Genomic DNA, 23,173 nt, shown 5'->3' with positions numbered 1-23,173 from the left:
AGCATCTCTTCGAACGGAACTGCATATGCCCGGTTCGCCGCACGCAAAACTCGAAGTTCTGACCGATCTGATCTACGGCGCGCTTTTTGGCGAGACGTCGTGGCAAGCCTTTCTCGATGCGCTGGCAGCGACGATGCCGGACGCCAAATCCACGCTGTTTTTCCACGATGCCGTCGCGAAAACAGGCGGGCTCTCGCTGTCCTCAGGTCTCGAAAACGCGGAAACCGAGGCCTATAACCGCTATTACGCGGCCATCAATCCATGGATGCCGCGCGCCACCACCCGGCCGATCGGCCTTGGCGTGATCGCTGATCAGATGCTGCCGCGCGAGCAGCTTTTGAAGACGGAATTCTACAACGATTACATCAGATGGATAGGCTGCGAAAGCAGTGTCGGCGTGACGATCATGCGGGAACGCGGACGCTCCTTTAATCTTTCGACGCTGACCTCGTCCGCAGATCCGGATTTCAACCGCAGCAATGCCGAGTTGCTCAGCGAGCTCGCACCGCATCTGCGCCGCGCCTTCGATTTCATCCGCCGCGAGCACAGCGACCCCCATAACAATGAAAACGGATTGGCACTCTTCGATGCGATCGGCGTTGGTATCGTCTATATCGGCGAGGATCAGAATATCCGCTCGATGAACAGCGCGGCGGAGCGGATGATCGCCGAGGGCGAGGCGATCGGTGCGACCTCGACCGGGCGGATCATGATCAATGACGGAGAACTCGCCTCCCGCCTGTCTGCTCTGCTGCACAACCGCTTGCAGGCAGCTTCGCCGGCGAGCACGCTGATTGGGATGAAGAACACCAGCTTCAAATGCACGCTGGTGAAAATGCAGTCGGATTTCATCACCGAATTTCTCGAGGGACCGACGGTGGCGATGATCATTGAGCGGGCGAGCCTGCCGTTGCGCCCCGATCTCAATGATGCCCTGCTGCGTATCGACCAGCTAACGGCGGCGGAAATGCGGATCGCCGCCGGCATCGCGGCGGGACTGTCGCTGCGCGAAGTCGCGCGGACGAACGATGTGAGCTACGAGACGGCGCGCTCGCATCTCAAGAACATCTATTCGAAGCTCGGAGTGAACAGCCAGGTGGGGCTCGTGCGGCGGCTGATGCCGTAGAACATTTCCGACTATCCGCGAGTGGCGCGCTTGCCGGCGAAGAGGTCGGTGTAGCTTTTCAAGAGTTTCGTCATGCGGTCGGCAACCGTGCGGATTTCGGGGCGATGGCGATCCTCCGCATTCATCACGATCCATTGGCGGTGACGCAGCTCCGGCAGTTCGCCACCGCACCGTTCCAGTTCGGGATCGAGATCACCGACGAAGCAAGGCAGCACCGCCTTGCCCGCACCCGTGCGCACCAGATCCGGCAGGGAGCGCGGGCGATTGACCGTCGCGACGATCGCGGCTCGAGCATGCTGATATGGCCAGCGCAGGTAGGCGGAGATCGCATCCTCTTCGCCGACGGCGATCCATCTGGTGTCGTCCTGGCTGGCATTGCGTCTGATGTAGACGGCATAGGCGACTTCGCCGAGCTGACGGGCGGCGAGGTTGCTTTCCTCCGGCTCGAAGGCGCGGATGCCAATATCGCTCTCCCGGTAGTTCAGGTTCGCCCGCGCTTCGCCGATAACAAGGGAAATGGCAAACGTGTCCGTCGGCATGCGGATTGCCGAAAAATTCTCCGTCAACAGCCAGGAGATCCATGTGCCGGCCGTGATCCTGACGGTGCCCCCACCCTCGGACGATTGCCGCCATGCGTCGACCTTGCGGGCGGCAGCCTCCATTTCCTGCAGATGATCGACGAGGATCTGGCCATCTGATGTCAGGCGGTAGCCTGTCTGGCTGCGGTGAAAGAGCGTGCGGCCGAGTTCCTGCTCCAGATCAAGCATGCGCCGGCCGATCGTAGCCGGGCTCAAAGCAGTGGTAGCGCTGGCGCCCGTCAGGCCGCCAGTGCGGGCGACCTGCAGAAAAAGTTGATAGGAATCCCAATTACTGTTTTTCATGAGTGAAAAACATAATGGGATTTCGCCTGTTTAAGAAGCGTTTTTTGATGTGTAGATCAATTGATGTCCACAAACGAAAGGACATCACGATGATCGAAAGTTTCCTGATCGCCGACATTGCTGGCCGGATGCAGCGGGCAAGATTGCTGCAGCGAACGAGACGCGACCAGATTAAAGACGAAGACGCGTTTTACAATACGGTCGCAAGCAGCCCCTTGGTGCGATTTGCCGCCTGGCTAACAGAGCCGAGAAATCGAGGCGCCGGGCACACGAAAGTGCAGCCCGGCAAAAATGAATGCAAATATCAAGCCGCCTGTCTCACGCGGCCATGACTGGCAGCGCCTTCGGCGAGGCGGAACTGCTCGATGAGCGCCATCAGCATATCTGCCTCTTCCGCCAGCTGGCGGCTTGCCTGCGTGGCTTCCGCAACCATGGAGGCGTTCTTCTGGGTCATCTGGTCCATGGCGTTGACGGAGCTGTTGACATCCTGGAGGGCGGCCGATTGGTCACGGCTTGCCGTGGCGATGGTTTCGACATGACCGCTGATCGCGATGATCTCATGGCTGATCGAGGCGAGCACGCTGCCCGTCTTCTGTACAAGCTCCGAACCGGCATTGACCTCGCGCGTCGACTGGTCGATCAGCGCCTTGATTTCCTTGGCGGCGGTTGCGGAGCGCTGGGCAAGCTCACGCACTTCCTGGGCGACGACCGCAAAGCCCTTACCGGCCTCACCGGCACGTGCTGCCTCGACGCCGGCATTCAGTGCCAGAAGGTTGGTCTGGAAGGCAATGTCATCGATGACGACGATGATCTGTTCGATCCGTTGCGAGGCGTCTTCAATGCGGCCCATGGCAGCAACCGCATCATTGACGACAGTACCGGAACTGTCCGCCGTCCGTTTGGTCGCGGCGACGACATTGTTTGCCTCGTGCGCGCGCTCAGCCGAGGAGCGGACGGTGACGGTGATCTCTTCGACGGCGGCTGCCGTTTCCTCAAGGCTCGCGGCCTGGGATTCAGTGCGCTTGGAAAGCTCGTCAGCCGAAGCCGAAACCGAACCGCTGTTGCGTTGAATAGAAGCAGCGCTCGCCCGAATGCGCGTGAGCGTATCCTGGAGGCGCAGCAGCGAGGTGTTGAAGTCCATGCGGAGTTGTTCGAGCCGGCCGACGAAAGGCGTTTCGATGGTCTGCGAGACATCGCCCTGCGACAGGCGTCCGAGACCGGCGGCAAGCTGATTGACGGCAAAATCGATCTGGCCGTCCAGCGTGCGCTTCTCCGCATCGTTGCGGCTGCGCTCGGCATCGTTCAGGGCGCGCTGTTCGGCGGCCTGCGTTTCCAGTTCCTGGCGTGCTACCGCGCTGTCGCGGAAGAGAGCGAGGGCACGGCCGATGTCGCCGAATTCGTTCTTCTTTTCGACACAGGGAACGGCGCTGACGAGATCGCCCGACGAAATGGCACGCACGCTTGATGTCAGCGCCTGCATCGGCCTGACGGAACGACGGATCGCATAGAAAGCGAGCACGCCGACGAGCAGCATCACCACGGCGCCGACACTGAGAACCAGCGTCTGCAGTTCGTTCATACGCTGGTAATAGACTTCCATGGGTATGCCGATGAAGAGGATGCCGATTGTGGCGCCCGAGGGATTCTTGACCGGGAAATAACCCGTCATGAACTTGCGGCTGAACAGGTCCGCCGGACCGTAATAGGCATTACCCTGTGCGAGCACAGGCTGGGCGGGATGATCCGCGGCAAGCTTGGTGCCGACGGCACGGTCGCCATTTTCCTTCTTCACATTGGTGGAGACGCGGACGTAATCGCCTCCCTGCTTTTCAAAGATGGTGGCGACGCCGGCGATCGATTGCGCCGTGCGATCAACAAGCGAATAGTCGCCGAAGGCCGGGATCTTGTCTTCGGTGACGCCGGACAGAACGTTGTCCTTCAGATCGATGCGGGCGTCAGCATCGCTTGCGCCATAGAGAACCGCCATCGAGCGGCTTGCATCCTTCGCGTCGGATACCGCGCTGTCCATGACATAGCTGCCGAGATTGTAATAGGTCACGCCGACAATCGCTGCGGTGCTGACCGCAAGCAGAAGCAGCGTGATAGCAACGATCTGCCGCACAATGGATGTCGAAAAGAAACGCATCTGGAACCTCTGGCGAACACAACCTCTATGACGTTCATAAGACTGCGTTAGGGAAAATTTTCTCTTAACACAGGGTTCGCGCTGCCTCTTTTCTTGTCTTTTTTCAAATCTAGTATGACTTCATGCGTGCATCATCCGTCATCAAGGCGGAAAAATTTCAATCCGTCTCCTTTTTCACAACCTCAGCATGTTTTAATCGGCAAATAAAAACGGCCCCGAAAAATGGGGCCATTTGCATTGCGGATGGAAGGCTGGAATCAGGCTGCGCGGTAGATGTGCATGTCGCTGCCGCCGTCGATCTTAAACTGCTGCACGAGATGCAGCAGCGCGTCAGCCTCGTTTGCCAGCTCGCGGCTTGCGGCAGTGGTCTCTTCTACCATCGCAGCATTCTGCTGGGTCATCTGGTCCATCTGGTTGACGGTGGAATTGACCCCCTGCAGCGCGCTCGACTGGTCGTGGCTGGCGCGGGCGATCATTTCGACGTGCTGGCTGATCGTGACGATCTGAGCGCTGATCTTGGCGAGAACCGTTCCGGTTTCCTGTACGAACTGCGAACCGGAATTGACCTCGTTCGTCGATTTGTTGATGAGGCCCTTGATCTCCTGCGCGGCAGCGGCCGAGCGCTGGGCAAGCTCGCGGACCTCCATGGCGACGACGGCAAAACCCTTGCCGGCTTCACCAGCACGGGCGGCTTCGATGCCGGCATTGAGCGCCAGGAGGTTGGTCTGGAAGGCGATCTCGTCGATGACGCCGATGATCTGCTCGATCTGGCGCGACGCATCCTCGATGCGGCCCATGGCGTCGATCGCATTGTTGACGACGACAGCCGAGTCATCGGCACTGCGCTTGGCCTGACGAACGATCTGGTCGGCATCCTTGGCGCGCTCGGCAGACGAGCGGACGGTGACGGTGATCTGGTCGACGGCGGCGGCGGTTTCTTCCAGCGACGCAGCCTGCTGCTCGGTGCGCTTGGAGAGATCCTCGGCGGACTGGGCCATCTGGTTGCCGTTGCCCTGGATCATCTGGACGTTGTCGCGGATCTGGCTCATCGTGGCCTGCAGGCGCATCATCGAGCCGTTGAAATCCTGACGGAGCTGTTCGAGGCGACCGATGAAGGGCGTATCGATCGTCGTCGAGATATCGCCCTGAGACATGCGCTCAAGACCGGCGGCAAGCTGGTTGACGGCATATTCGATCTGCCTGTCCATCTCGCGCTTTTCAGCATCGTTGCGCTGGCGTTCATGCTCGGCCGCCTGACGCTCTTCGTCACTCTGCTCCTCGATACGGATCTTGGAGATGGCATTTTCCTTGAAGATGCCGAGCGCGCGGGCAATGTCGCCGATTTCATCGGCACGCTTCTCGCCGGAGATATTGGTGTCGAGCGCACCTTCCGCGATACGGCGCATGGCTGCGGTGATCTGGGCGATCGGCCGCTGCAGCGTCAGCACCAGAGCGATGCCGCCGACGATGGACACGAGGATGCCGAGCGCAGTCGTGCCGACGGAGATGCTGTTGGCCTGGTCGCGCTCAGTGCCGGCGGTCTGCTTCTGCACTTCCGCAAAGCTCGTCAATTGGCGCCAGACGCCGTCGAGTTGCTGTCGCGCGGCGACATAATCGCTCGTGCGCTGATTGATCACATCGACGAGGGATTGTGCACCCTTATCCATCGAGACGAGAGCCGGCGAGATCGCGTCGACAATGTCACCGGCGAAATTCATACCCTTGGCACTTGCCTGAAGGGTGTTCAGCATGGTGTTGAGCGTGGCGATTTCCTGGTTCAGGCGAACGCGATTTTCCTTGTTCGGCTTGGCATTGAAATCGGCAAGCACGAGCTGCAGCGAATAGATGGAGCTTTCAAGCCGCCGCGTATCCTCCAGCACCGAGTTGGTCTGAGCGATACGGCTGTCGAGCTCCACGAAAGTCGTCGTTGCCTCACGCATCATCTGCGTGGCGGTGAGCTGGGTGTAGGTCGACATCTGGCGGAAGCGGGAGACGAGACGGCCGAGATTGGCAACGCCGTCATCCGTGCCGGCATCGGGTGCTGCCGCCTGAGCCTTCAGATCGATGACGGTCTGCGCCATCGACTGGGTCATGCTCTTCTGGTTCTGCGGCACGGAGATTTCGATCATGCGCTGCGCCTTGACGATCGCGGGAAGCGCATCGGTCACGACCTTCAGCTTGTCAGCCGGAGCCTGCGCCTTGCTGAAATCGTTCATGGCATTTGCCAGTGTATCGCCACCCTTCAGCAGACGGTCGGCTGCGCGCAGGGTCGCCGTCGCGTTGCCTTCGTCGGTGCGGACGTTCTCTTCCAACTGCTTGGCGTCGTAGCTGACGTTGAAGCGGTTGGTGATCATCACTTTCTGGGCGTCGTCGATCTGCTTGCGGAGGGCCACTTCCTGCTCGTGCAGGGTCCATAGCTTGCCGACCGTATCCGAAATGCCGTTCGTGCCCTCGATTGCAGCCTGCAGGTTGTCATGACCGGCATTGTCGCCGATCTGTGCCATGGTGGCGTTCAGCGTCTGCCCCTGGGTCTTGATATCGGCGTAGAGCTTATCGCGCGCCTGCTCGTTGGTCGTCTGCAGGAAGTCGTCCATCGACGCGTAGAGATCCTTGAACCCGCTCAGCGACTGGAGAACGCTGTTGGAAATCTCCATCCGGCCCTGCAGCAGACCGGAGGCATAAAGACCGGTCAGACCAACGGCGGAAATGGTGATGACGAATGGCAGGACAAAAATCAGAACCTTGGTCTGGATCTTGAAACGAGAAAGAATCTTGTCAATGAACATAGCGCGCCGTGCCTTTCATACACCACTCCTCCCGCCGGCAGCCTTCTGGCGCCAGCCGGGTGCATATCGAGCTGATTTACTGACAGTTGGGGAAACCCTGGAGCGGGCGGCAATCATTGCCAGTTCATTTCCGGCAAGACCGGAAACACCCAAATATTAGTCTACAATGTGTCAGATTAGATGTTAATTTTCGGATAAACGGTGAGACTCGATTAGCCAATGCCGCGCAATAGTTGCAAATTGCGCGCTGCCGGAACGCGACAGATCAGCCGCGAGACCGAAAACTTCCATTTCAACTGCTGAAAGATCAGATGAAGTGGGAAAGAAGAACAGCAATGCTGGCGGCGGTCGCGCCGGCGGCGAGCATCAGATAGCGCAGAGTTACGAGCTTTGCATCAGGCTTTGCCTGGGCGATTGCGATGGCGCGGGCGCGTCGAGTGTTTCTGTTCATTGCGAAACCTCACTTCTGTCTAACTACAACAATCCAACAAAACAGCTTGCCGGTAAAGCTTAATTTAGGAACGGCTTTGCCAACCTGCCATTGAGACAGGATGGCGCAGCCAACCTTAAGAAGTCTTGAATCGCCCCAGAGGTTTCGCGTCTATAAATATTAGCGTTTACAATGTCTCACCGGCCGCAAAACCGGATGCCCAGGCCCACTGGAAATTATAGCCGCCGAGCCAGCCGGTTACATCCACGCATTCGCCGATGAAATAAAGACCGGGAACGGCCTTGGCCTGCATGCTGCGGGAGTCGAGCGCCGTCGTGTCGATGCCGCCGAGCGTGACTTCCGCCGTGCGGTAGCCTTCGGAACCGGAGGGCCTGACGGACCAGTTCTGCGCCGCGTCGGCAAGCCTGGTCAGCAGCTTGTCGGAGAGGTCGGCCATATTGCCGCCGATCGCTTCGCGTTCGACAATATACTGCGCCAGGCGCTTCGGCAGGATTTCGCCGAGTGCTGTCCGCGCCGACTGGCGTCCGTTCGCCTGCTTGGCCCTCTTCAGATGGGCGGCGATATCGACATCCGGTTCGATATCGATCGTGATGGCATCGCCTTCGCGCCAGTAAGAGGAAATCTGCAGGATGGCGGGGCCGCTGAGACCGCGGTGGGTGAAGAGCAGGGCTTCGCGGAAGGCAGTCTTTCCGTGGCGGATCTCGGCTGGCGCGGAAATGCCTGACAGCGGCGCAATGCTTTCAAGCAGGATCGGGTCGAGCGTCACGGGCACGAGACCGGGGCGCGTTTCGGTGAGAGCAAGACCGAACTGCTCGGCAATGCGATAAGCAAAGCCCGTCGCCCCCATCTTGGGAATGGATTTTCCGCCGGTTGCGATGACGAGCGAGGAAGCTTCGAAGAGGCTTTCCGATGTGGAGACACGGAAGCCGTTTTCGGTCTTCTCCACGCCCGAGATTTCGACGCCGAGATGCCAGGCGGCACCCGCCGCGCGCATTTCGTCGAGAAGCATGAAGATGATGTCCTTGGCGCTGTTGTCGCAGAAGAGCTGCCCGAGCGTCTTTTCATGCCAGGCGATCCCATGACGGTCGACCATGGCAATGAAATCCGCCGGCGTGAAACGGGCAAGCGCCGACTTGCAGAAATGCGGATTGGCGGAGAGGAAGTTCTTCGGGCCGGCATTGATATTGGTGAAATTGCAGCGGCCGCCGCCGGAGATACGGATCTTCTCACCCGGTGCGCGCGCATGGTCGAGCACGGTGACCGAACGGCCGCGCTGGCCGGCGCGAATGGCGCACATCATGCCCGCGGCACCCGCACCGATGACGATCACATCGCTCTTGCGCTGCAAAATCTATTTTCCCCCGCTGAAGTCGCGTCTTCTTTTTCCATCAAAGGGCTGATGTCAACGCCTTCCACCCCCTCGCCAATTGCCAAACTCCGGTTATGATGGCGTTACGATCAACACAAACCGGTGTGTCATGTCCCCAAAAAAGACGACGCTGAAGCCTGCCAGAAACGTACCCGCCTCAAAGAAATCCCCTCCCGATCCCGGATCTCTGCGCGGTGTTGCGAATTGGAAGGAAGCGGCGCAGTGGCTGAGGGCACGCGGGATCGAAGACATTGAATGCATCACGCCGGACCTTGCCGGCGTGCCGCGCGGCAAGATGATGCCGTCCTCCAAGTTTACCTCCAACACGTCGCTCGCACTGCCTTCGGCGATCTACCGCCACACGATATCAGGCGAATATCCAGAGGAGACCGAAAGCTTCCGCTACGAGCCGCGCGACAGCGACCTGAAGCTCGTGCCCGACCTTTCCACCCTGTCCGTGGTGCCTTGGGAAACCGACCCGACCGCGCAGGTCATTTGCGACATCGTCAACTCCGACGGACAGGAAGTTCCCTATACACCGCGCAACGTATTGAAGCGCATTCTCAGCCTCTATGCCGAGCGCGGCTGGAAGCCGATCGTGGCGCCGGAAATCGAATTCTACCTGGTCGCCACGAATGACGACCCGGACTATCCGCTGCATCCCCCCAAGGGACGTTCGGGTCGTTCGATCCTCGGCGGCCAAGGCTATTCGATCGCCGGCATCAACGAGTTCGATGAACTGATCGACGACATCTACCACTTCTCGGAAAAGCAGGGCCTCGAGATCGATACGCTGATCCACGAGGAAGGACCGGCGCAGCTCGAAATCAACCTCCGTCACGGCAATCCGATCGAACTTGCCGACCAGGTGTTTCTCTTCAAGCGCACGATCCGCGAGGCAGCGCTGAAGCACGACATCTACGCCACCTTCATGGCCAAGCCGATGCAGGGCCAGCCGGGTTCGGCGATGCATATCCACCAGTCCGTGGTGGACATCAACACCGGCAAGAACGTCTTTTCAAACAATGACGGTTCTGCCTCAAAGGAATTCTTCCATTTCATCGGTGGCATGCAGAAATACGTGCCGAGCGCGCTTGCCATGCTGGCGCCCTATGTGAATTCCTACCGCCGCCTGCAGCCGGACATGTCGTGCCCGGTCAACAATGCCTGGGGTTACGACAACCGCACGACGGCCTTCCGCGTGCCGGTTTCCGATCCGCAGGCCCGGCGCGTGGAAAACCGGCTGCCAAGCTCGGATGCCAATCCCTACCTCGCGCTCGCCGCCTCGCTGGCCTCAGGCCTACTCGGCATCCAGAAAGAGATCGAGCCGACGGCGCCGACCGAGGATTCGGCCAATGAAGGCTCTATCGATTTGCCGCGCGGCCTTCTGGAAGCCGTGGCGCTGCTTGAAGACGAGCCGGCATTCGCGGAAGTCTTCGGCAAGGAGTTCATCGGGCTTTATGCCGGCGTGAAGCGGGGTGAGTTCGAAACCTTCATGCAGGTGATCAGCCCCTGGGAGCGGGAATTCCTCCTTCTGAACGTATAAGGGACCGCCATGACGAAAGAGACATGGCAGAGCCCCATCGCACCCGGCGTATCCTGGTATCAGGCAACAGTTGACGAGCGCCCGGATTATCCGGCGCTCGACGGCTCGAGGCAATGTGACGTCGCCATCGTCGGCGGCGGCTATACCGGCCTTCAGGCGGCCTATAATCTCGCCAGAGCGGGAGTCTCGGTAACGCTCATCGAGGCCGTCAGGCTTGGCGACGGCGCATCGGGGCGCAATGGCGGCCAGCTCGGCACCGGCCAGCGCTGGTGGCCGGAGGAGATCGAGGAGAAGTTCGGTTATGAGCGCTCCAAGGCACTCTTCGATCTTGCAGAAGGTGCCAAGCGACATCTTCTAGATTTTGCGGCCGAGCATCAGATCGACATCGACTATATGCCCGGCCAGCTCAACGTCTCCCACAAGGAAAGCTACAAGCGGGCCTATTACGAGAATGCGGAAATCGCAGCCTTTCGCTACGACTACCCGCACCTGCGTTTCATGGACCGTGACGAGACTCAGGAACGCCTCGGCTCGAAACGATTCTACTGCGGCGTTCGCGACGTCGGCACCGGCCATATCCATCCGCTGAAGCTGCTGGTCGGCCTTGGCAGGGTGGCGGCCAATGCCGGTGCAGACATCTTCGAAATGACGAAGGCGAAATCGATCAGCCAGGGCAGCAGCAAGGTCATGATCGAGACCGAACGAGGCACGATCACCGCCAACCGGGCGCTGATTGCCTGCAACGGGTATATCGGCAATCTGGAACCGGTCACAGCAAGCCATGTGATGCCGATTCGCTCCTTCATTGGTGCGACCGTGCCGCTTGAGCGGTTTCCCGATGTGCTGCCGGGCGGCGAGGCGGTGGCGGATTCGCGGTTCGTCGTGCGCTATTTCCGCAAGTCGAAGGACGGGCGGCTGCTCTTCGGCGGGCGTGAGGCCTATACTTCGGACAATCCGCGGGACATTTCACAGCATATCCGCCGGCAGATCGCCGAGATCTATCCCGCCTTGAAGGATATCGAAATCACCCATGCCTGGGGTGGGTCGGTCGGCATCACCATGCCGCGCCAGCCGTTCGTGCGCGAGGTGATGCCTGGCGTCACGTCGATCGGCGGTTATTCCGGCCACGGCGTCATGCTGTCAAATTACTGTGGCAAGCTTTACGCAGAAATGGTGCTGGGCAAATCGGCCGATCTCGATCTCTTCAAGGCGCTCGATATTCCCGCCTTTCCGGGCGGCGTGCGCATGCGGGCGCCGCTGCTTTTCCTTGCTTTGTCGTGGTTTGCCCTTCGCGACAAGTTTTAATTCGATTGCGGATTTCCTCTCCAGGCAATTCGCTTTAAAACCGACGACTGACAGATTCATTGCACCGCACACTGGCTTTTTTAAATCGATTAGATTAAAACGGCCGCAACCAAGCCTGATTGAGAGACAAGCTCATGAGCAGCCAGATCATTCCCGTTGATCCTTTTGATTGTGTCGTCTTCGGCGGCAGCGGCGACCTTGCCGAGCGCAAGCTTCTGCCGGCGCTGTATCACCGCCAGATCGAGGGCCAGTTCTCGGAACCGACCCGCATCATAGGCGCTTCGCGCAGCCCGCTGTCACATGAGGAATATCGCAAATTCGCCAAGGACGCGCTCAAGGAGCACCTGAAGAAGGGCGAATATGACGAAGCCGAAGTTGAGAAGTTCTGCGCCCGTCTCTACTACGTTTCTGTCGACGCCCGCACCGACACCGGTTGGGATCATCTGAAGAAGCTGCTCGACGACGGTAAGGACCGCGTTCGCGCCTTCTACCTCGCCGTCGCTCCCGGCATCTTCGGCGACATCTCGCAGAAGATCCATGAGCACAAGCTGATCACCAAATCGACCCGCATCGTCGTCGAAAAGCCGATCGGCCGTGATCTGGCTTCGGCCCTGCAGCTCAACGACAATATCGGCCGCGTCTTCAAGGAAGAGCAGATCTTCCGCATTGACCACTATCTCGGCAAGGAAACGGTGCAGAACCTGATGGCGCTGCGCTTTGCCAACGCGCTCTATGAGCCGCTGTGGAACGCCAATTATATCGACCACGTGCAGATCACCGTTGCCGAAGCCGTCGGCCTCGAAGGCCGCGCCGGTTACTACGATACGGCCGGTGCGCTGCGCGACATGGTGCAGAACCACATCCTGCAGCTCCTCTGCCTCACCGCGATGGAAGTGCCCTCCTCCATGGATTCGGAAGCCGTCCGCGACGAAAAGCTGAAAGTTCTGCGCGCACTAAAGCCGATCAACGCCTCCAACGTCGAGCAGGCCACCGTTCGCGGCCAGTACCGCGCCGGCGCTTCCGGCAGCGGCCCGGTCAAGGGCTATCTGGAAGAGCTCGAAGGCGGCGTTTCCAATACGGAAACCTTCGTCGCCATCAAGGCCGAGATCAACAACTGGCGCTGGGCGGGCGTTCCCTTCTACATCCGCACCGGCAAGCGCCTCGCCGGACGCATGTCGGAAATCGTCATCACCTTCAAGCCGATCCCGCATGCGATCTTCGATCAGGCCGCCGGCCGCATCAGCCAGAACCAGCTGATCATTCGCCTGCAGCCGGACGAAGGCGTCAAGCAGTCGCTGATGATCAAGGATCCGGGTCCGGGCGGCATGCGCCTGCGCAACGTCTCACTCGACATGAGCTTCGCCCAGGCCTTCAACGTCCGCAATCCGGACGCTTACGAACGTCTGCTGATGGACGTCATCCGCTCCAACCAGACGCTGTTCATGCGCCGCGACGAAGTCGAAGCTGCATGGCAGTGGGTCGATCCGATCCTCAAGGGTTGGGAATCGACCGGCCAGCAGGTGCAGGGCTACACGGCGGGCACATGGGGTCCGAGCCAGGCCATCGCGCTGATCGAACGCGACGGCCGCACCTGGCACGACGACATCTAGCCTGAGGTCTGAAGATATGGCATCGACACTGCATTCCTTCGCGAACGCCGCCGAACTCGCCGCCAACCTTGCTGACAAGGTTTCCGGAACTCTCTCGGCAGCCATCGCAGCTCGCGGAGCGGCAAGCATTGCCGTTTCCGGCGGTTCCACGCCGAAGGCCTTCTTCCAGGCGCTTTCGACGCGCAATATCGACTGGGCCAAGGTGACGATCACGCTTGTCGACGAACGCTTCGTACCTGCCGACAATCCGCGCTCGAACCATCTGCTGGTCGATGCCAATCTTCTCCAGAACAAGGCGAAGGCGGCGCGTTTCGTGCCGCTTTACCAGCCGGCGGCCTCGGTCGAGGAGGCTGCAAAGCTTGCGACGGTAAAGAGTGCGGAGATCGGCATCCCCTTCGATGTCGTCATTCTCGGCATGGGCGGCGACGGCCATACGGCCTCATTCTTCCCGGGCGGCAACAATTTGAGCGTCGCGCTCGACGCAAAGACGCCGCGTGGCATCATCACCATGGACGCGGAAGGAGCGGGCGAACCGCGCCTGACTTTCACCTTTTCCGCTCTCGAAGATGCCAAACTGCTCATTCTCCACATTGAGGGCGAAGGCAAAAAAGACGTTCTCGCCAAGGCAGAAGGTACAGGCGAAGAGGCAGAGATGCCGATCCGCGCCATTCTGCGCCGGGCCACTTCCCCGGTCGAGATTTACTGGGCTCCCTGACACGGCCTGATAGGCCGCCGGAGCCGGCGAACAGATACAGACGAACCAGAACAAGGCAGGGATTTTCCATGTCCGCTCACGCACGCATTGCTGCGATTACGAATCGCATTGTCGAACGCTCGAAGCCGACCCGCGAGCGCTATCTGGAGCGCCTGCGCGCCGCCGCCTCTCAAGGCGTCAACCGTTCGGTTCTCGGCTGCGCCAATCTCGCCCACGGCTTCGCCGTCTGTTCCCCCGCCGAGAAGGATGCACTTGCGGGCGACCGCGTGCCCAATCTCGGCATCATCACCGCCTATAACGATATGCTCTCGGCGCATCAGCCGTTCGAGACCTATCCAGCTGTTATCCGCGAGGCGGCTGCGCAAGCCGGCGGTATCGCCCAGGTCGCCGGCGGCGTGCCGGCCATGTGCGATGGCGTCACCCAGGGACAGCCAGGCATGGAGCTGTCGCTCTTCTCGCGCGACCTGATCGCGATGGCAGCCGGTGTCGGCTTATCGCACAACATGTTCGATGCCGCCCTCTTCCTCGGCGTCTGCGACAAGATCGTGCCCGGCCTCGTCATCGCAGCGCTTTCCTTCGGCCATCTGCCGGCGATCTTCATTCCGGCCGGGCCGATGACCTCGGGCCTGCCGAATGACGAGAAGTCGCGCGTGCGTCAGCTCTTTGCTGAGGGCAAGGTCGGCCGCGCCGAGCTGCTGGAAGCCGAATCCAAGTCCTATCACGGTCCCGGCACCTGCACCTTCTACGGCACGGCCAATTCCAACCAGATGCTGATGGAGATCATGGGCTTCCATATGCCGGGCTCCTCCTTCGTCAATCCCGGCACGCCGCTGCGCGAAGCGCTTACGCGCGAGGCAGCCAAGCGGGCGCTCGCCATTACCGCGCTCGGCAACGAATTCACACCGGCCGGCGAGATGATCGACGAACGCTCTGTTGTCAATGGCGTTGTGGGCCTGCATGCGACCGGCGGATCGACGAACCACACGATGCACCTCGTCGCCATGGCGCGCGCCGGCGGCATCGTGCTCACCTGGCAGGACATTGCCGAGCTTTCGGAACTGATCCCGCTGCTCGCCCGTGTCTATCCGAACGGTCTTGCCGACGTGAACCATTTCCAGGCAGCCGGCGGCATGGGCTTCCTCATCAAGGAACTGTTGAAGCAGGGACTCGTACATGACGACGTGCGCACCGTCTTCGGCCAGGGTCTCGAAGCCTATACGGTCGATGCGCAGCTCGGCGAAAACGGCGCGGTCGTCCGTCAGCCTTCGCCGGAAAAGAGCCACGATCCCAAGGTGCTGGCCAGCATCGAGACGCCCTTCCAGGCCAATGGTGGCCTGAAGATGCTGCGCGGCAATCTAGGCAAGGCGGTCATCAAGATCTCCGCCGTCAAGGCAGAGCGCCATATCATCGAGGCGCCAGCCATCGTGTTCCATAGCCAGCAGGAGCTGCAGGATGCCTTCAAGGAAGGCAAGCTCAACCGCGATTTCGTCGCTGTCGTGCGCTTCCAGGGACCGAAGGCCAACGGCATGCCGGAATTGCACAAGCTGACCCCACCACTCGGCGTACTTCAGGACCGCGGTTTCCGCGTGGCATTGCTGACCGACGGGCGCATGTCCGGTGCTTCCGGCAAGGTTCCGGCGGCAATCCATGTCACGCCCGAAGCTGTCGACGGCGGCCCGATCGCCCGCATCAAGGATGGCGATATCATCCGTCTGGATGCGATCAGGGGCACGCTGGAAGTTCTCGTCGATGCCGCCGATATGGCCGAACGCGAACCTGTGACGATCGATCTTTCGGACAATGAATTCGGCATGGGCCGCGAGCTCTTCGCGCCGTTCCGCCACGCGGTCGGTCCCTCCGACCAGGGCGCCAGCGTGCTCTTCCACGCCTACTGACATCTCCTCATCAATGCAAAAGAAAATCCCGCGGCAAGGTGAACCGCGGGTTTTTCATATCCAGCGAGACGCGAGACTGTTACGCGCGGATATCGAGGACGTAGTCCTTGTGAGCCGGGTGCGTGCTGTAAACGAAGATCTTGTTCAGTTCCTTCTGCGTCAGCAGACGCAGGAAACGAACTTCGATCGTATTGTTCGGGAAAGTCTTCATCAGCAGGCAGCCTACCTTGGTGATGCGGGCATCCGGAATGTCCAGATAGAACTGCTTGGGCAGCGTGTACTGCGTGAGGATCGCGAGGATCGCGCTGCTCATCGAGATACGGACGATATCGCAGCGGCGCGAGGCGGCGTGCATGACACCCTTTTCCGTATATTCGATGCGCGCGGCGTTCATCGTGTCTTCCATCTTGAACCGCGATTCGCGGTCGTACATGAAAGACTCTTCCTTGGCCAGGAAATGCGATTTCGGTGGTGTTGGATTGGATGCGGCCACGGCCCTGGTTCCCTCAGTCTTGATCGGGAAAAGGCTAGCACCGCATGTTTAACAGAAAGTAAGAATCCGTCCCCTCCACAGCCTCAGGAAGAAGGATTCCACCAAAAATGGATGGTCATTTCCTATAGGTGTGGCCCGCCGCGTCGAAGAGGTGCAGCTTCTGCCTGTCAGCCACGAAATGCATTTTCTGGCCCCTCTTCACATCATAGATGCCGGGCAGCTTGACGATGATCGGCTCCCCCTGAACCAGGCCCTCGATATAAAGCAGCGTCACTTCACCGAGCGCCTCGACGATCGAGACTTCGCCCTCGAACAGGTAGTCCTCGTTGGGGTCTGCTACGCGCAGATCCTCCGGGCGAACGCCGAAGCTTGCCTGCTTGCCCTTCTCGGAGGCCGCTGTGGCAATATCCAGCGTCACAGACTTTCCGCCAGTCAGCGTCACCGTTGTGTTCTCACCGGCATCGGTGATCGTTGCGGGGATGACGTTCATGGCCGGAGAGCCGATGAACTTGGCGACGAAAAGGTTCGCCGGCCGTTCGTAAAGCTCCAGCGGCGCTCCCACCTGCTCGATATTGCCGGCCGAGAGAACGACGATGCGATCAGCGAGGGTCATCGCCTCGACCTGGTCGTGCGTGACATAGATCATCGTCGTATCGGCCATCTGCTCGTTCAGGCGGGCGATCTCGATGCGGGTTGCGACGCGCAGTGCCGCATCGAGGTTCGAGAGCGGCTCGTCAAAGAGAAAGACCTTCGGATTGCGGCAGATGGCACGGCCGATCGCCACGCGCTGCCGCTGGCCGCCGGAGAGCGCCTTGGGCAGGCGGTCGAGATATTTGGTGAGTTGCAGGCTATCTGCCGCTGCCCGCACGCGACGGTCGATCTCCTGCTTGCTTTCGCCCGCGATCTTCATGCCGAAGGCCATGTTGTCGAAGACCGTCATGTGCGGATAGAGCGCATAGGACTGGAACACCATGGCAATGCCTCGCTTGGAGGGCGGCACGTCATTGACGAGCATGCCATCGATATACATCTCTCCGCCCGTGATGTTCTCCAAGCCGGCGATCATCCGCAGAAGCGTGGATTTGCCACAGCCGGAGGGGCCGACGAAAACGATGAATTCGCCCTGGTTGATTTCCAGGTCGATGCCGTGGAGCACGTCCACGGAGCCATAGGATTTGCGGATATCCTTAAGCGTCAGTCCAGTCATTTTCCTCTCCCCTCCTGATCCTTAAGCGAGGCGGGCGAAATACGCCCCCCAGGCCGGAATATCGATCTTGTCGCCGTAATTGTTGCTGTTAAAGCCGTGCCCCGTCAAAGCCTGCCACTCGCCCACCGGCAGCGTCACATTGGTTTCCGTCGGCCCCATGTTGAAGATGCAGAGCAACGTCTCGTTGCCGTATTCGCGGGTGAAGACCAGCGCGTCGCCCTGCGGATCCTCGAACTCGATCTCGCCCTTGGCGAAAGCCGGGTGCTGCTTGCGGAAGGCGATAAAGCGGCGGTAGTGCTCCAGCACCGAGTTCTCGTCGCCCTGCTGAACGCTGACGGCGCGCAGGATGTGCTCGACCGGCACCGGCAGCCAGGGCTTCACCGTCGAGAAACCGCCCTGGGCGACCTGGCTGTCCCAGACCATGGGCGTGCGGCAACCATCACGTCCCTTGAATTCCGGCCAGAACTGGATGCCGTAGGGATCCTGCAGGTCCTGATAGGCGAGATCGGCTTCGGTGAGGGCGAGTTCCTCACCCTGATAGAGGCAGACAGAACCGCGCAACGTCATCAGCAGCGAGGCATAGAGCTTGGCAAAGGAATCGTGATCGGCGACCAGCGAACCCCAGCGGCTGACATGGCGCATGACGTCATGATTCGAGAAGGCCCAGCAGGCCCAGCCATCGGGAGCCGCCGCACCGAAATCCTTCATGACTTCCTCGACGCGCTCCGGCGAAAGCGGATCGGGCGCCAGGAATTCGAAGGCGTAGCACATGTGCATCTTGTCATTGCCGGACGTATATTCGCCGACGATTTCCAGACCACGCTGGCTGTCACCCACTTCGCCGACGGCGGCAATGGCCGGGAACTCTTCCAAAACCGCGCGGAAGCGCTTCAGGAATTCGAGGTTTTCAGGGCGGTTCTTATCGTAGAGATGCTCCTGGAAGTTATAGGGGTTCACGGCCGGAGCCGTCGATGCATTGCGGCGTTCCGGAGCGAGCGCCGGATTGTCGCGTAAGAGCTTGTCGTGAAAATAGAAGTTGATCGTATCGAGGCGGAAGCCGTCGACGCCGCGCTTCAGCCAGAAACGGACGACATCGAGCAGGCGATCCTGCACTTCCGGATTGTGCAGGTTCATGTCCGGCTGCGAGGTCAGGAAATTGTGCATGTAATACTGCATGCGCGTCGGATCCCACGCCCATGCGGAGCCGCCGAAGATCGACAGCCAGTTGTTCGGCGGCGTACCATCCGGCTTGGCGTCGGCCCAGACATACCAATCGGCTTTGGCATTGGTCTTGCTTGAGCGGCTTTCGACAAACCACGGATGCTGATCGGACGAGTGCGAGATGACAAGGTCGATCATCACGCGAATACCCAGGCGATGGGCTTCAGCAATCAGCGTGTCGAAATCGACAAGCGTGCCGAAGATCGCATCGACGTTTTCGTAGTCCGAAACGTCATAGCCGAAATCGCGCATCGGCGAGGTGAAGAAGGGCGAAATCCAGATGGCGTCGGCCCCGAGGCTTGCGATATGCGGCAGGCGGGCGGTGATGCCCTTGAGGTCGCCGATGCCGTCGCCGTTCGAATCCTGGTAGGAGCGCGGATAGATCTGATAGATCACCGCGCCGCGCCACCAGTCCTTGTCGGCGGTCAGAATGGATTGGGAAGCCACACTCATGGAATATCCTGTTTGAAACTACGTCTTGGGATTGATCAGCCTCCCTTGACCGATCCCGCCAGCAGGCCGCGCACCAGATAGCGCTGCAGTCCGAAGAAGACGAGCAGCGGTATGATGATGGTAACGAAGGCCGACGCCGTCAGGATTTCCCAGTTGCCGCCGCGCGAACCGAGCAGCGCATTCAGCGCTCCCGTCAGCACGAGGTGATCCTTGTCGGTGCCGAGGAAGACCATGGCGACGAGCAGGTCGTTCCACACCCACAGGAACTGGAAGATCGCGAAGGAGGCGAGCGCGGGGAAGGACAGAGGCAATACGATGCGAGTGAAGATCTCGAAGTCGCTGGCGCCATCGACGCGGGCGGATTCGATGATCTCCTTGGGCAGGCCGGCAATATAGGCCCGGAGCAGATAGATGGCGAGCGGCATGCCGAAAGCCGTATGTGCCAACCAGATGCCGGGATAGGTCTTCGACGGCTGGCCGATCGCTGTACCGATCTCGTTATAGAGGCGCAGCAGCGGGATGAGCGACATCTGCAGAGGCACGACGATGAGGCCGACGACGAGTGCGATCAGCAGCGCGCGGCCCGGAAACTCCATCCAGCTCAGCGCATAGGCTGCGAAGGCGGCGATCAGGATCGGGATAATGGTCGCCGGAATGGTCACCGTCAGCGAATTGATGAAGGACTGACCGATGCCTTCGCTCGTCAGAACGGTTTTATAGTTCGCCAGTGTGAATTCCGGTGGAGCCGATGCCGCGACATAGATGCGACGCGGGCGTTCGTCGGGCGCGAAGGCGACGTTCTTCATGTAACGGTAGCTGCCGTCGCTGTTGATGACCAGGCTTGCGCCGTCACCGAGATCGGCGGTCTGACCGGCCTCGAAGGCCGAAGGCTGTTGCACGCGTATGCCGAAGGCCTTGACCGAGCGGCCCGGCTGGTCTGCCAGCACATTGCCCGTGATAACGAAGATATCGCCTTCCTGCTTCTGCTGGTCGGGCGTGCCGAGGCGTGCGGCGACCGTCTGCGTGGAGCCGGCAAAGGCGGTCCACCAGCCGGAAACGGTGATCTGGTCCCTGTCGCGGAGCGCGCTGACGAAGATGCCGAGTGTGGGCACAAGCCACACGATGACAATGACGAGAACACAGAAGTGGACGAAAAGACGGGCGGGTCCGATCTTGAAGTAGCGCATGGCTGTCGTCATCTCAGCGTCCCCTCAGTTCGGCATTGGCACGGCGCACGTTCCACACCATGATCGGCGTGACGGCGAGCATGATGATGATGGCGATAACAGCGCTTCGGCCGGAATCGCCGCCGCCGCGGAACAGCCAGTTGAACATCAGGTTCGCCAGCACCATGGTCTGCCACTGACCGTTGGTCATGGTGAGCACGATATCGAAGACCTTGAGGACAAGGATGGTGATCGTCGTCCAGACGACGGCGATCGTGCCCCAGATCTGCGGCACCATGATGCGCCAGAAGATCTGCCAGCCATTGGCGCCGTCGATGACAGCCGCCTCGATCGTTTCTTCCGGGATGCCGCGCAGGGCGGCCGAGAGGATGACCATGGCAAAGCCGGTCTGGATCCAGACCAGGATCACCATCAGGAAGAAATTGTTCCAGAAGGGAACGGAGATCCAGACCTCCGGCGTGCCGCCGAATGTCTGGACGATAGCGTTCAGAAGGCCGATCTGCACATCGTTGCCGCCACGATACTCATAGATGAACTTCCAGATGACGGAAGCACCGACGAAGGAGATCGCCATCGGCATGAAGACGATGCTCTTGGCGATATTGCCCCACCAGATGCGGTCGGTCATGACGGCGATGACGAGGCCGAAGAAGGTGCAGCAGGCGGGCACGACGGCTAACCAGAGAATGTTGTTGAAGATCGACTGGCGGAATTCGCGGTCATTCAAGGCCCACAGGTAGTTCTGGGCGCCGACGAACTCGTTGCCCGACCGGTCGTAGAAGGACAGAATGAAGGTCGCGACAACAGGATAGACGAGGTAGACGATCAGCAGGAAGAGCGCCGGGAAGAGAAACAGCCAGGGGCGGATCATCGCGCGCCGGTTCAGATTGCGCGAGGCCTGACGGATATCACCGTCCTTCACCGGCAAAGCGAGATCGAGGATCTTGTTCGAGAAAAAGAAATAGGCCGAGCATGCAAAAACGGCGGCGACCACGACGCCCAAAGCGGACACTATCTGCGACAGCATTTCGTCCCTCCCCTGCTTCCCTGTCTTATTTTGAAGGGTTAACGCCGGATATCGTCAATAGAGCTTGTGTGTTTGACCACAGGATCCGGCTCGACCGGACTCCCCCTCTGGAACCCGGCCGCTGATTCAGGTGATGCCGCCGGCTGCCCGGCGGCATGAAGTGTCAGGAGATTACTTGATGCCGTCCCAGGCGCTCTGGATTTCGGCTGCGGCGTCCTGAGCGGACTTGCCGCCGACGAAATCGACCATGCCGGTCCAAAAGGCGCCGGCGCCAATCTTGCCGGGCATCAGGTCCGAACCGTCGAAGCGGAAGGTGGTGGCCGAGGTCAGGATCTCGCCTTCCTTCTTCATCTGTTCGTTGGCGTAAGCATCGACGTTGACGCCCTTATAGGGGGTCAGGAAGCTCGACTGCGCCATCCAGAGTTCATGAGCAACCGGCGTCTTCAGGAAGTCGATGAAGGCGCGGGCCGTCGGAGAATCCTTGGCGATGGTGACAAGCGTACCGGCACCCAGAACCGGCTTGCCGAGATCGGCATGTGCGGCATAGGTCGGCATGTAGAAGAAGTCTGCATCGGCGCCGAGCTTCGTGCCTTCAGGGAAGAAGGACGGGATGAACGAAGCCTGGTGGTGCAGGTAGCACTTCGGCGGAACGGCGAAGAGACCCTTCGGGCTGTCGCGGAAGTCGGTCGAAGCAACGGCTGCAACACCGCCATCAACATACTTTTCGTTCTTGGCGAACTTGCCGAATTCGTCGATCGCAGCAACGACGGCTGGATCGGTGAATTTCACTTCGTTGGTGGTCCACTTGTCGTAGACATCAGGCTTCTGCATGCGCAACATGATATCTTCGACCCAGTCGGTTGCCGGCCAGCCGGTCGCGCCGCCGGAACCGAGGCCGATGCACCACGGAACCCCGCCATCCTTGACGATCTGGTCTGTCAGGGCGTGCAACTCTTCCATTGATGTCGGGATCTTGTAGCCTGCTTCCTCGAAGTTTTCAGGAACATACCAGACGAGCGACTTCACGTCGGCCTTGTAAGGGAAAGCGAAGAAGGCGTCCTTGCCGTCCTTGCCCTTGTAGGTGCCGTAACCAACCCAGCTGTCGCCGGCGCCGTAGTTGTCCTTGACCCACTTGGAGGTATCGTCGCCAAGCGGCGTCAGATAACCTTTGCTGGCGAGATCGGCCAGCAGACCGGGCTGCGGCAGGATGGCGATATTCGGCGGGGAGCCTGCCTGTGTATCGATGACGATCTGCTGCTCGTAATTTTCAGAGGAGGAATACTTGGCGTCGACGCCGGTGGCCTCGACGAAGTAGGCGAGAATGCTCTGGAAGAAGGCTTCGTCTTCGCCGCGCCAGGGACCGAAGATCGTCAGCTGCTGTCCCTTCAGGTCGGCATGGGCAGACTTGAAGTCATCATAGCTCTTCCAGTTGAACTTAGAATCCTGGCCGGGCGGGAATTTCAGATCCGCGGCCGACGCAGCGCCGGCAAAAAGCGCAGCAACTGCAACACCCATCAAGAATGACTTTTTCATGTGATCAACCTCCCATCACAATCCGATAGCGCAGAATTTCATTCAAAGGAAATCTCAAAGCGCTTTGACAACGCAACTCATTCACTTTCGGTGGAATGAAGTCAAGCCATTTCACGAGAACGGCTGGAATACGGGCCTGATATCGCGTTGCAGCAAGGCTTGCTGGGGAATATGGAGCGATTTTTCTTGAGTCAAGCGCAGCAGATGCTACATACTTTAAAG

At 59.9% G+C, this 23,173-nt stretch carries 18 protein-coding genes; 7 read left to right on the top strand and 11 right to left on the bottom strand.

The features are described 5' to 3' along the window. Positions 1–25: 25 nt before the first annotated feature. Positions 26–1,126: a helix-turn-helix transcriptional regulator gene (locus ACK9YZ_RS01915; protein WP_416065485.1), complete on the top strand. Its 1,101-nt coding sequence runs from the start codon at positions 26–28 to the stop codon at positions 1,124–1,126. Between the two features lie 11 nt (positions 1,127–1,137). On the opposite strand, the gene ACK9YZ_RS01910 is transcribed toward ACK9YZ_RS01915, so the two are convergent. After that, entirely contained in the window at positions 1,138–2,007 is an 870-nt protein-coding gene (locus ACK9YZ_RS01910) for a LysR family transcriptional regulator (RefSeq protein WP_416065484.1), read from the bottom strand. 14 nt (positions 2,008–2,021) lie between these two features. Between ACK9YZ_RS01910 and ACK9YZ_RS01905 the strand changes: the two genes are divergently transcribed. Beyond that, positions 2,022–2,339: a hypothetical protein gene (locus ACK9YZ_RS01905; RefSeq protein ID WP_416065483.1), complete on the top strand. Its 318-nt coding sequence runs from the start codon at positions 2,022–2,024 to the stop codon at positions 2,337–2,339. Here the strand turns inward: ACK9YZ_RS01905 and ACK9YZ_RS01900 are convergent. The 4 genes from ACK9YZ_RS01900 to ACK9YZ_RS01885 all read right to left on the bottom strand — a co-directional run bounded on the left by ACK9YZ_RS01900 (position 2,312) and on the right by ACK9YZ_RS01885 (position 8,738). Continuing rightward, positions 2,312–4,153: a methyl-accepting chemotaxis protein gene (locus ACK9YZ_RS01900; RefSeq protein ID WP_416065482.1), complete on the bottom strand. Its 1,842-nt coding sequence runs from the start codon at positions 4,151–4,153 to the stop codon at positions 2,312–2,314. The genes ACK9YZ_RS01905 and ACK9YZ_RS01900 overlap by 28 nt on opposite strands. Positions 4,154–4,410: 257 nt before the next feature. Further along, positions 4,411–6,939 carry a methyl-accepting chemotaxis protein gene (locus tag ACK9YZ_RS01895; protein ID WP_416065481.1) on the bottom strand — a complete coding sequence of 843 codons (2,529 nt, stop codon included), beginning with the start codon at positions 6,937–6,939 and terminating at the stop codon, positions 4,411–4,413. 307 nt (positions 6,940–7,246) lie between these two features. Continuing rightward, positions 7,247–7,390 carry a hypothetical protein gene (locus ACK9YZ_RS01890; RefSeq protein ID WP_183728701.1) on the bottom strand — a complete coding sequence of 48 codons (144 nt, stop codon included), beginning with the start codon at positions 7,388–7,390 and terminating at the stop codon, positions 7,247–7,249. A 166-nt stretch (positions 7,391–7,556) separates the two neighbouring features. Next, positions 7,557–8,738 (bottom strand): NAD(P)/FAD-dependent oxidoreductase, encoded by a 1,182-nt coding sequence (locus ACK9YZ_RS01885; RefSeq protein ID WP_416065480.1) that lies wholly within the window; start codon positions 8,736–8,738, stop codon positions 7,557–7,559. Between the two features lie 130 nt (positions 8,739–8,868). On the opposite strand from ACK9YZ_RS01885, the gene ACK9YZ_RS01880 reads away from it, so the two are divergent. From ACK9YZ_RS01880 to edd, 5 genes are all read left to right on the top strand, one after another. After that, positions 8,869–10,305 (top strand): glutamine synthetase family protein, encoded by a 1,437-nt coding sequence (locus ACK9YZ_RS01880; RefSeq protein ID WP_216757067.1) that lies wholly within the window; start codon positions 8,869–8,871, stop codon positions 10,303–10,305. Positions 10,306–10,314: 9 nt separating this feature from the next. Next, positions 10,315–11,610 carry an NAD(P)/FAD-dependent oxidoreductase gene (locus ACK9YZ_RS01875; protein WP_416065479.1) on the top strand — a complete coding sequence of 432 codons (1,296 nt, stop codon included), beginning with the start codon at positions 10,315–10,317 and terminating at the stop codon, positions 11,608–11,610. A gap of 134 nt (positions 11,611–11,744) precedes the next feature. Then, positions 11,745–13,220: a glucose-6-phosphate dehydrogenase gene (gene zwf, locus ACK9YZ_RS01870; protein WP_216757065.1), complete on the top strand. Its 1,476-nt coding sequence runs from the start codon at positions 11,745–11,747 to the stop codon at positions 13,218–13,220. A gap of 16 nt (positions 13,221–13,236) precedes the next feature. Next, positions 13,237–13,935 (top strand): 6-phosphogluconolactonase, encoded by a 699-nt coding sequence (pgl, locus tag ACK9YZ_RS01865; RefSeq protein WP_416065478.1) that lies wholly within the window; start codon positions 13,237–13,239, stop codon positions 13,933–13,935. Between the two features lie 68 nt (positions 13,936–14,003). Beyond that, on the top strand, positions 14,004–15,830 hold the full coding sequence (gene edd, locus ACK9YZ_RS01860) for a phosphogluconate dehydratase (RefSeq protein ID WP_416065477.1): 1,827 nt from the start codon (positions 14,004–14,006) through the stop codon (positions 15,828–15,830). A gap of 79 nt (positions 15,831–15,909) precedes the next feature. Here the strand turns inward: edd and ACK9YZ_RS01855 are convergent, their stop codons facing one another. From ACK9YZ_RS01855 to ACK9YZ_RS01830, 6 genes are all read right to left on the bottom strand, one after another. Continuing rightward, positions 15,910–16,263: a hypothetical protein gene (locus tag ACK9YZ_RS01855; RefSeq protein ID WP_007819340.1), complete on the bottom strand. Its 354-nt coding sequence runs from the start codon at positions 16,261–16,263 to the stop codon at positions 15,910–15,912. Positions 16,264–16,438: 175 nt separating this feature from the next. Next, the gene (locus ACK9YZ_RS01850; RefSeq protein ID WP_216757062.1) at positions 16,439–17,530 is read right to left on the bottom strand and encodes an ABC transporter ATP-binding protein; all 1,092 of its coding nucleotides are present in this window, start codon (positions 17,528–17,530) and stop codon (positions 16,439–16,441) included. A gap of 21 nt (positions 17,531–17,551) precedes the next feature. Continuing rightward, a complete protein-coding gene (locus tag ACK9YZ_RS01845) occupies positions 17,552–19,204 on the bottom strand; it encodes an alpha-glucosidase (protein ID WP_416065476.1) in 1,653 nt (550 codons plus the stop codon). Between the two features lie 35 nt (positions 19,205–19,239). Further along, positions 19,240–20,403 carry a carbohydrate ABC transporter permease gene (locus tag ACK9YZ_RS01840; protein ID WP_416065475.1) on the bottom strand — a complete coding sequence of 388 codons (1,164 nt, stop codon included), beginning with the start codon at positions 20,401–20,403 and terminating at the stop codon, positions 19,240–19,242. Position 20,404: 1 nt separating this feature from the next. Beyond that, positions 20,405–21,418, bottom strand: coding sequence for a carbohydrate ABC transporter permease (locus ACK9YZ_RS01835; RefSeq protein ID WP_216757059.1), 1,014 nt, complete (start codon positions 21,416–21,418; stop codon positions 20,405–20,407). Positions 21,419–21,589: 171 nt separating this feature from the next. After that, positions 21,590–22,951: an ABC transporter substrate-binding protein gene (locus ACK9YZ_RS01830; RefSeq protein ID WP_416065474.1), complete on the bottom strand. Its 1,362-nt coding sequence runs from the start codon at positions 22,949–22,951 to the stop codon at positions 21,590–21,592. Positions 22,952–23,173: the final 222 nt, after the last annotated feature.

The organism is Rhizobium sp. ZK1, from assembly GCF_047782645.1.
In the GTDB taxonomy this organism is placed as follows: domain Bacteria; phylum Pseudomonadota; class Alphaproteobacteria; order Rhizobiales; family Rhizobiaceae; genus Rhizobium.
This window is presented reverse-complemented; position numbering and strand designations above follow the sequence as displayed.

What these genes read in the sequence shown, in the direction of transcription:
- ACK9YZ_RS01840 (WP_416065475.1), bottom strand. Translation starts at nt 20,403, where the DNA reads ATGACGACAGCCATGCGCTACTTCAAGATCGGACCCGCCCGTCTTTTC.
- ACK9YZ_RS01845 (WP_416065476.1), bottom strand. Translation starts at nt 19,204, where the DNA reads ATGAGTGTGGCTTCCCAATCCATTCTGACCGCCGACAAGGACTGGTGG.
- ACK9YZ_RS01835 (WP_216757059.1), bottom strand. Translation starts at nt 21,418, where the DNA reads ATGCTGTCGCAGATAGTGTCCGCTTTGGGCGTCGTGGTCGCCGCCGTT.
- ACK9YZ_RS01890 (WP_183728701.1), bottom strand. Translation starts at nt 7,390, where the DNA reads ATGAACAGAAACACTCGACGCGCCCGCGCCATCGCAATCGCCCAGGCA.
- ACK9YZ_RS01880 (WP_216757067.1), top strand. Translation starts at nt 8,869, where the DNA reads ATGTCCCCAAAAAAGACGACGCTGAAGCCTGCCAGAAACGTACCCGCC.
- ACK9YZ_RS01855 (WP_007819340.1), bottom strand. Translation starts at nt 16,263, where the DNA reads ATGTACGACCGCGAATCGCGGTTCAAGATGGAAGACACGATGAACGCC.
- ACK9YZ_RS01850 (WP_216757062.1), bottom strand. Translation starts at nt 17,530, where the DNA reads ATGACTGGACTGACGCTTAAGGATATCCGCAAATCCTATGGCTCCGTG.
- ACK9YZ_RS01900 (WP_416065482.1), bottom strand. Translation starts at nt 4,153, where the DNA reads ATGCGTTTCTTTTCGACATCCATTGTGCGGCAGATCGTTGCTATCACG.
- zwf (WP_216757065.1), top strand. Translation starts at nt 11,745, where the DNA reads ATGAGCAGCCAGATCATTCCCGTTGATCCTTTTGATTGTGTCGTCTTC.
- ACK9YZ_RS01915 (WP_416065485.1), top strand. Translation starts at nt 26, where the DNA reads ATGCCCGGTTCGCCGCACGCAAAACTCGAAGTTCTGACCGATCTGATC.
- ACK9YZ_RS01830 (WP_416065474.1), bottom strand. Translation starts at nt 22,951, where the DNA reads ATGAAAAAGTCATTCTTGATGGGTGTTGCAGTTGCTGCGCTTTTTGCC.
- edd (WP_416065477.1), top strand. Translation starts at nt 14,004, where the DNA reads ATGTCCGCTCACGCACGCATTGCTGCGATTACGAATCGCATTGTCGAA.
- ACK9YZ_RS01895 (WP_416065481.1), bottom strand. Translation starts at nt 6,939, where the DNA reads ATGTTCATTGACAAGATTCTTTCTCGTTTCAAGATCCAGACCAAGGTT.
- ACK9YZ_RS01905 (WP_416065483.1), top strand. Translation starts at nt 2,022, where the DNA reads ATGGGATTTCGCCTGTTTAAGAAGCGTTTTTTGATGTGTAGATCAATT.
- ACK9YZ_RS01875 (WP_416065479.1), top strand. Translation starts at nt 10,315, where the DNA reads ATGACGAAAGAGACATGGCAGAGCCCCATCGCACCCGGCGTATCCTGG.
- pgl (WP_416065478.1), top strand. Translation starts at nt 13,237, where the DNA reads ATGGCATCGACACTGCATTCCTTCGCGAACGCCGCCGAACTCGCCGCC.
- ACK9YZ_RS01910 (WP_416065484.1), bottom strand. Translation starts at nt 2,007, where the DNA reads ATGAAAAACAGTAATTGGGATTCCTATCAACTTTTTCTGCAGGTCGCC.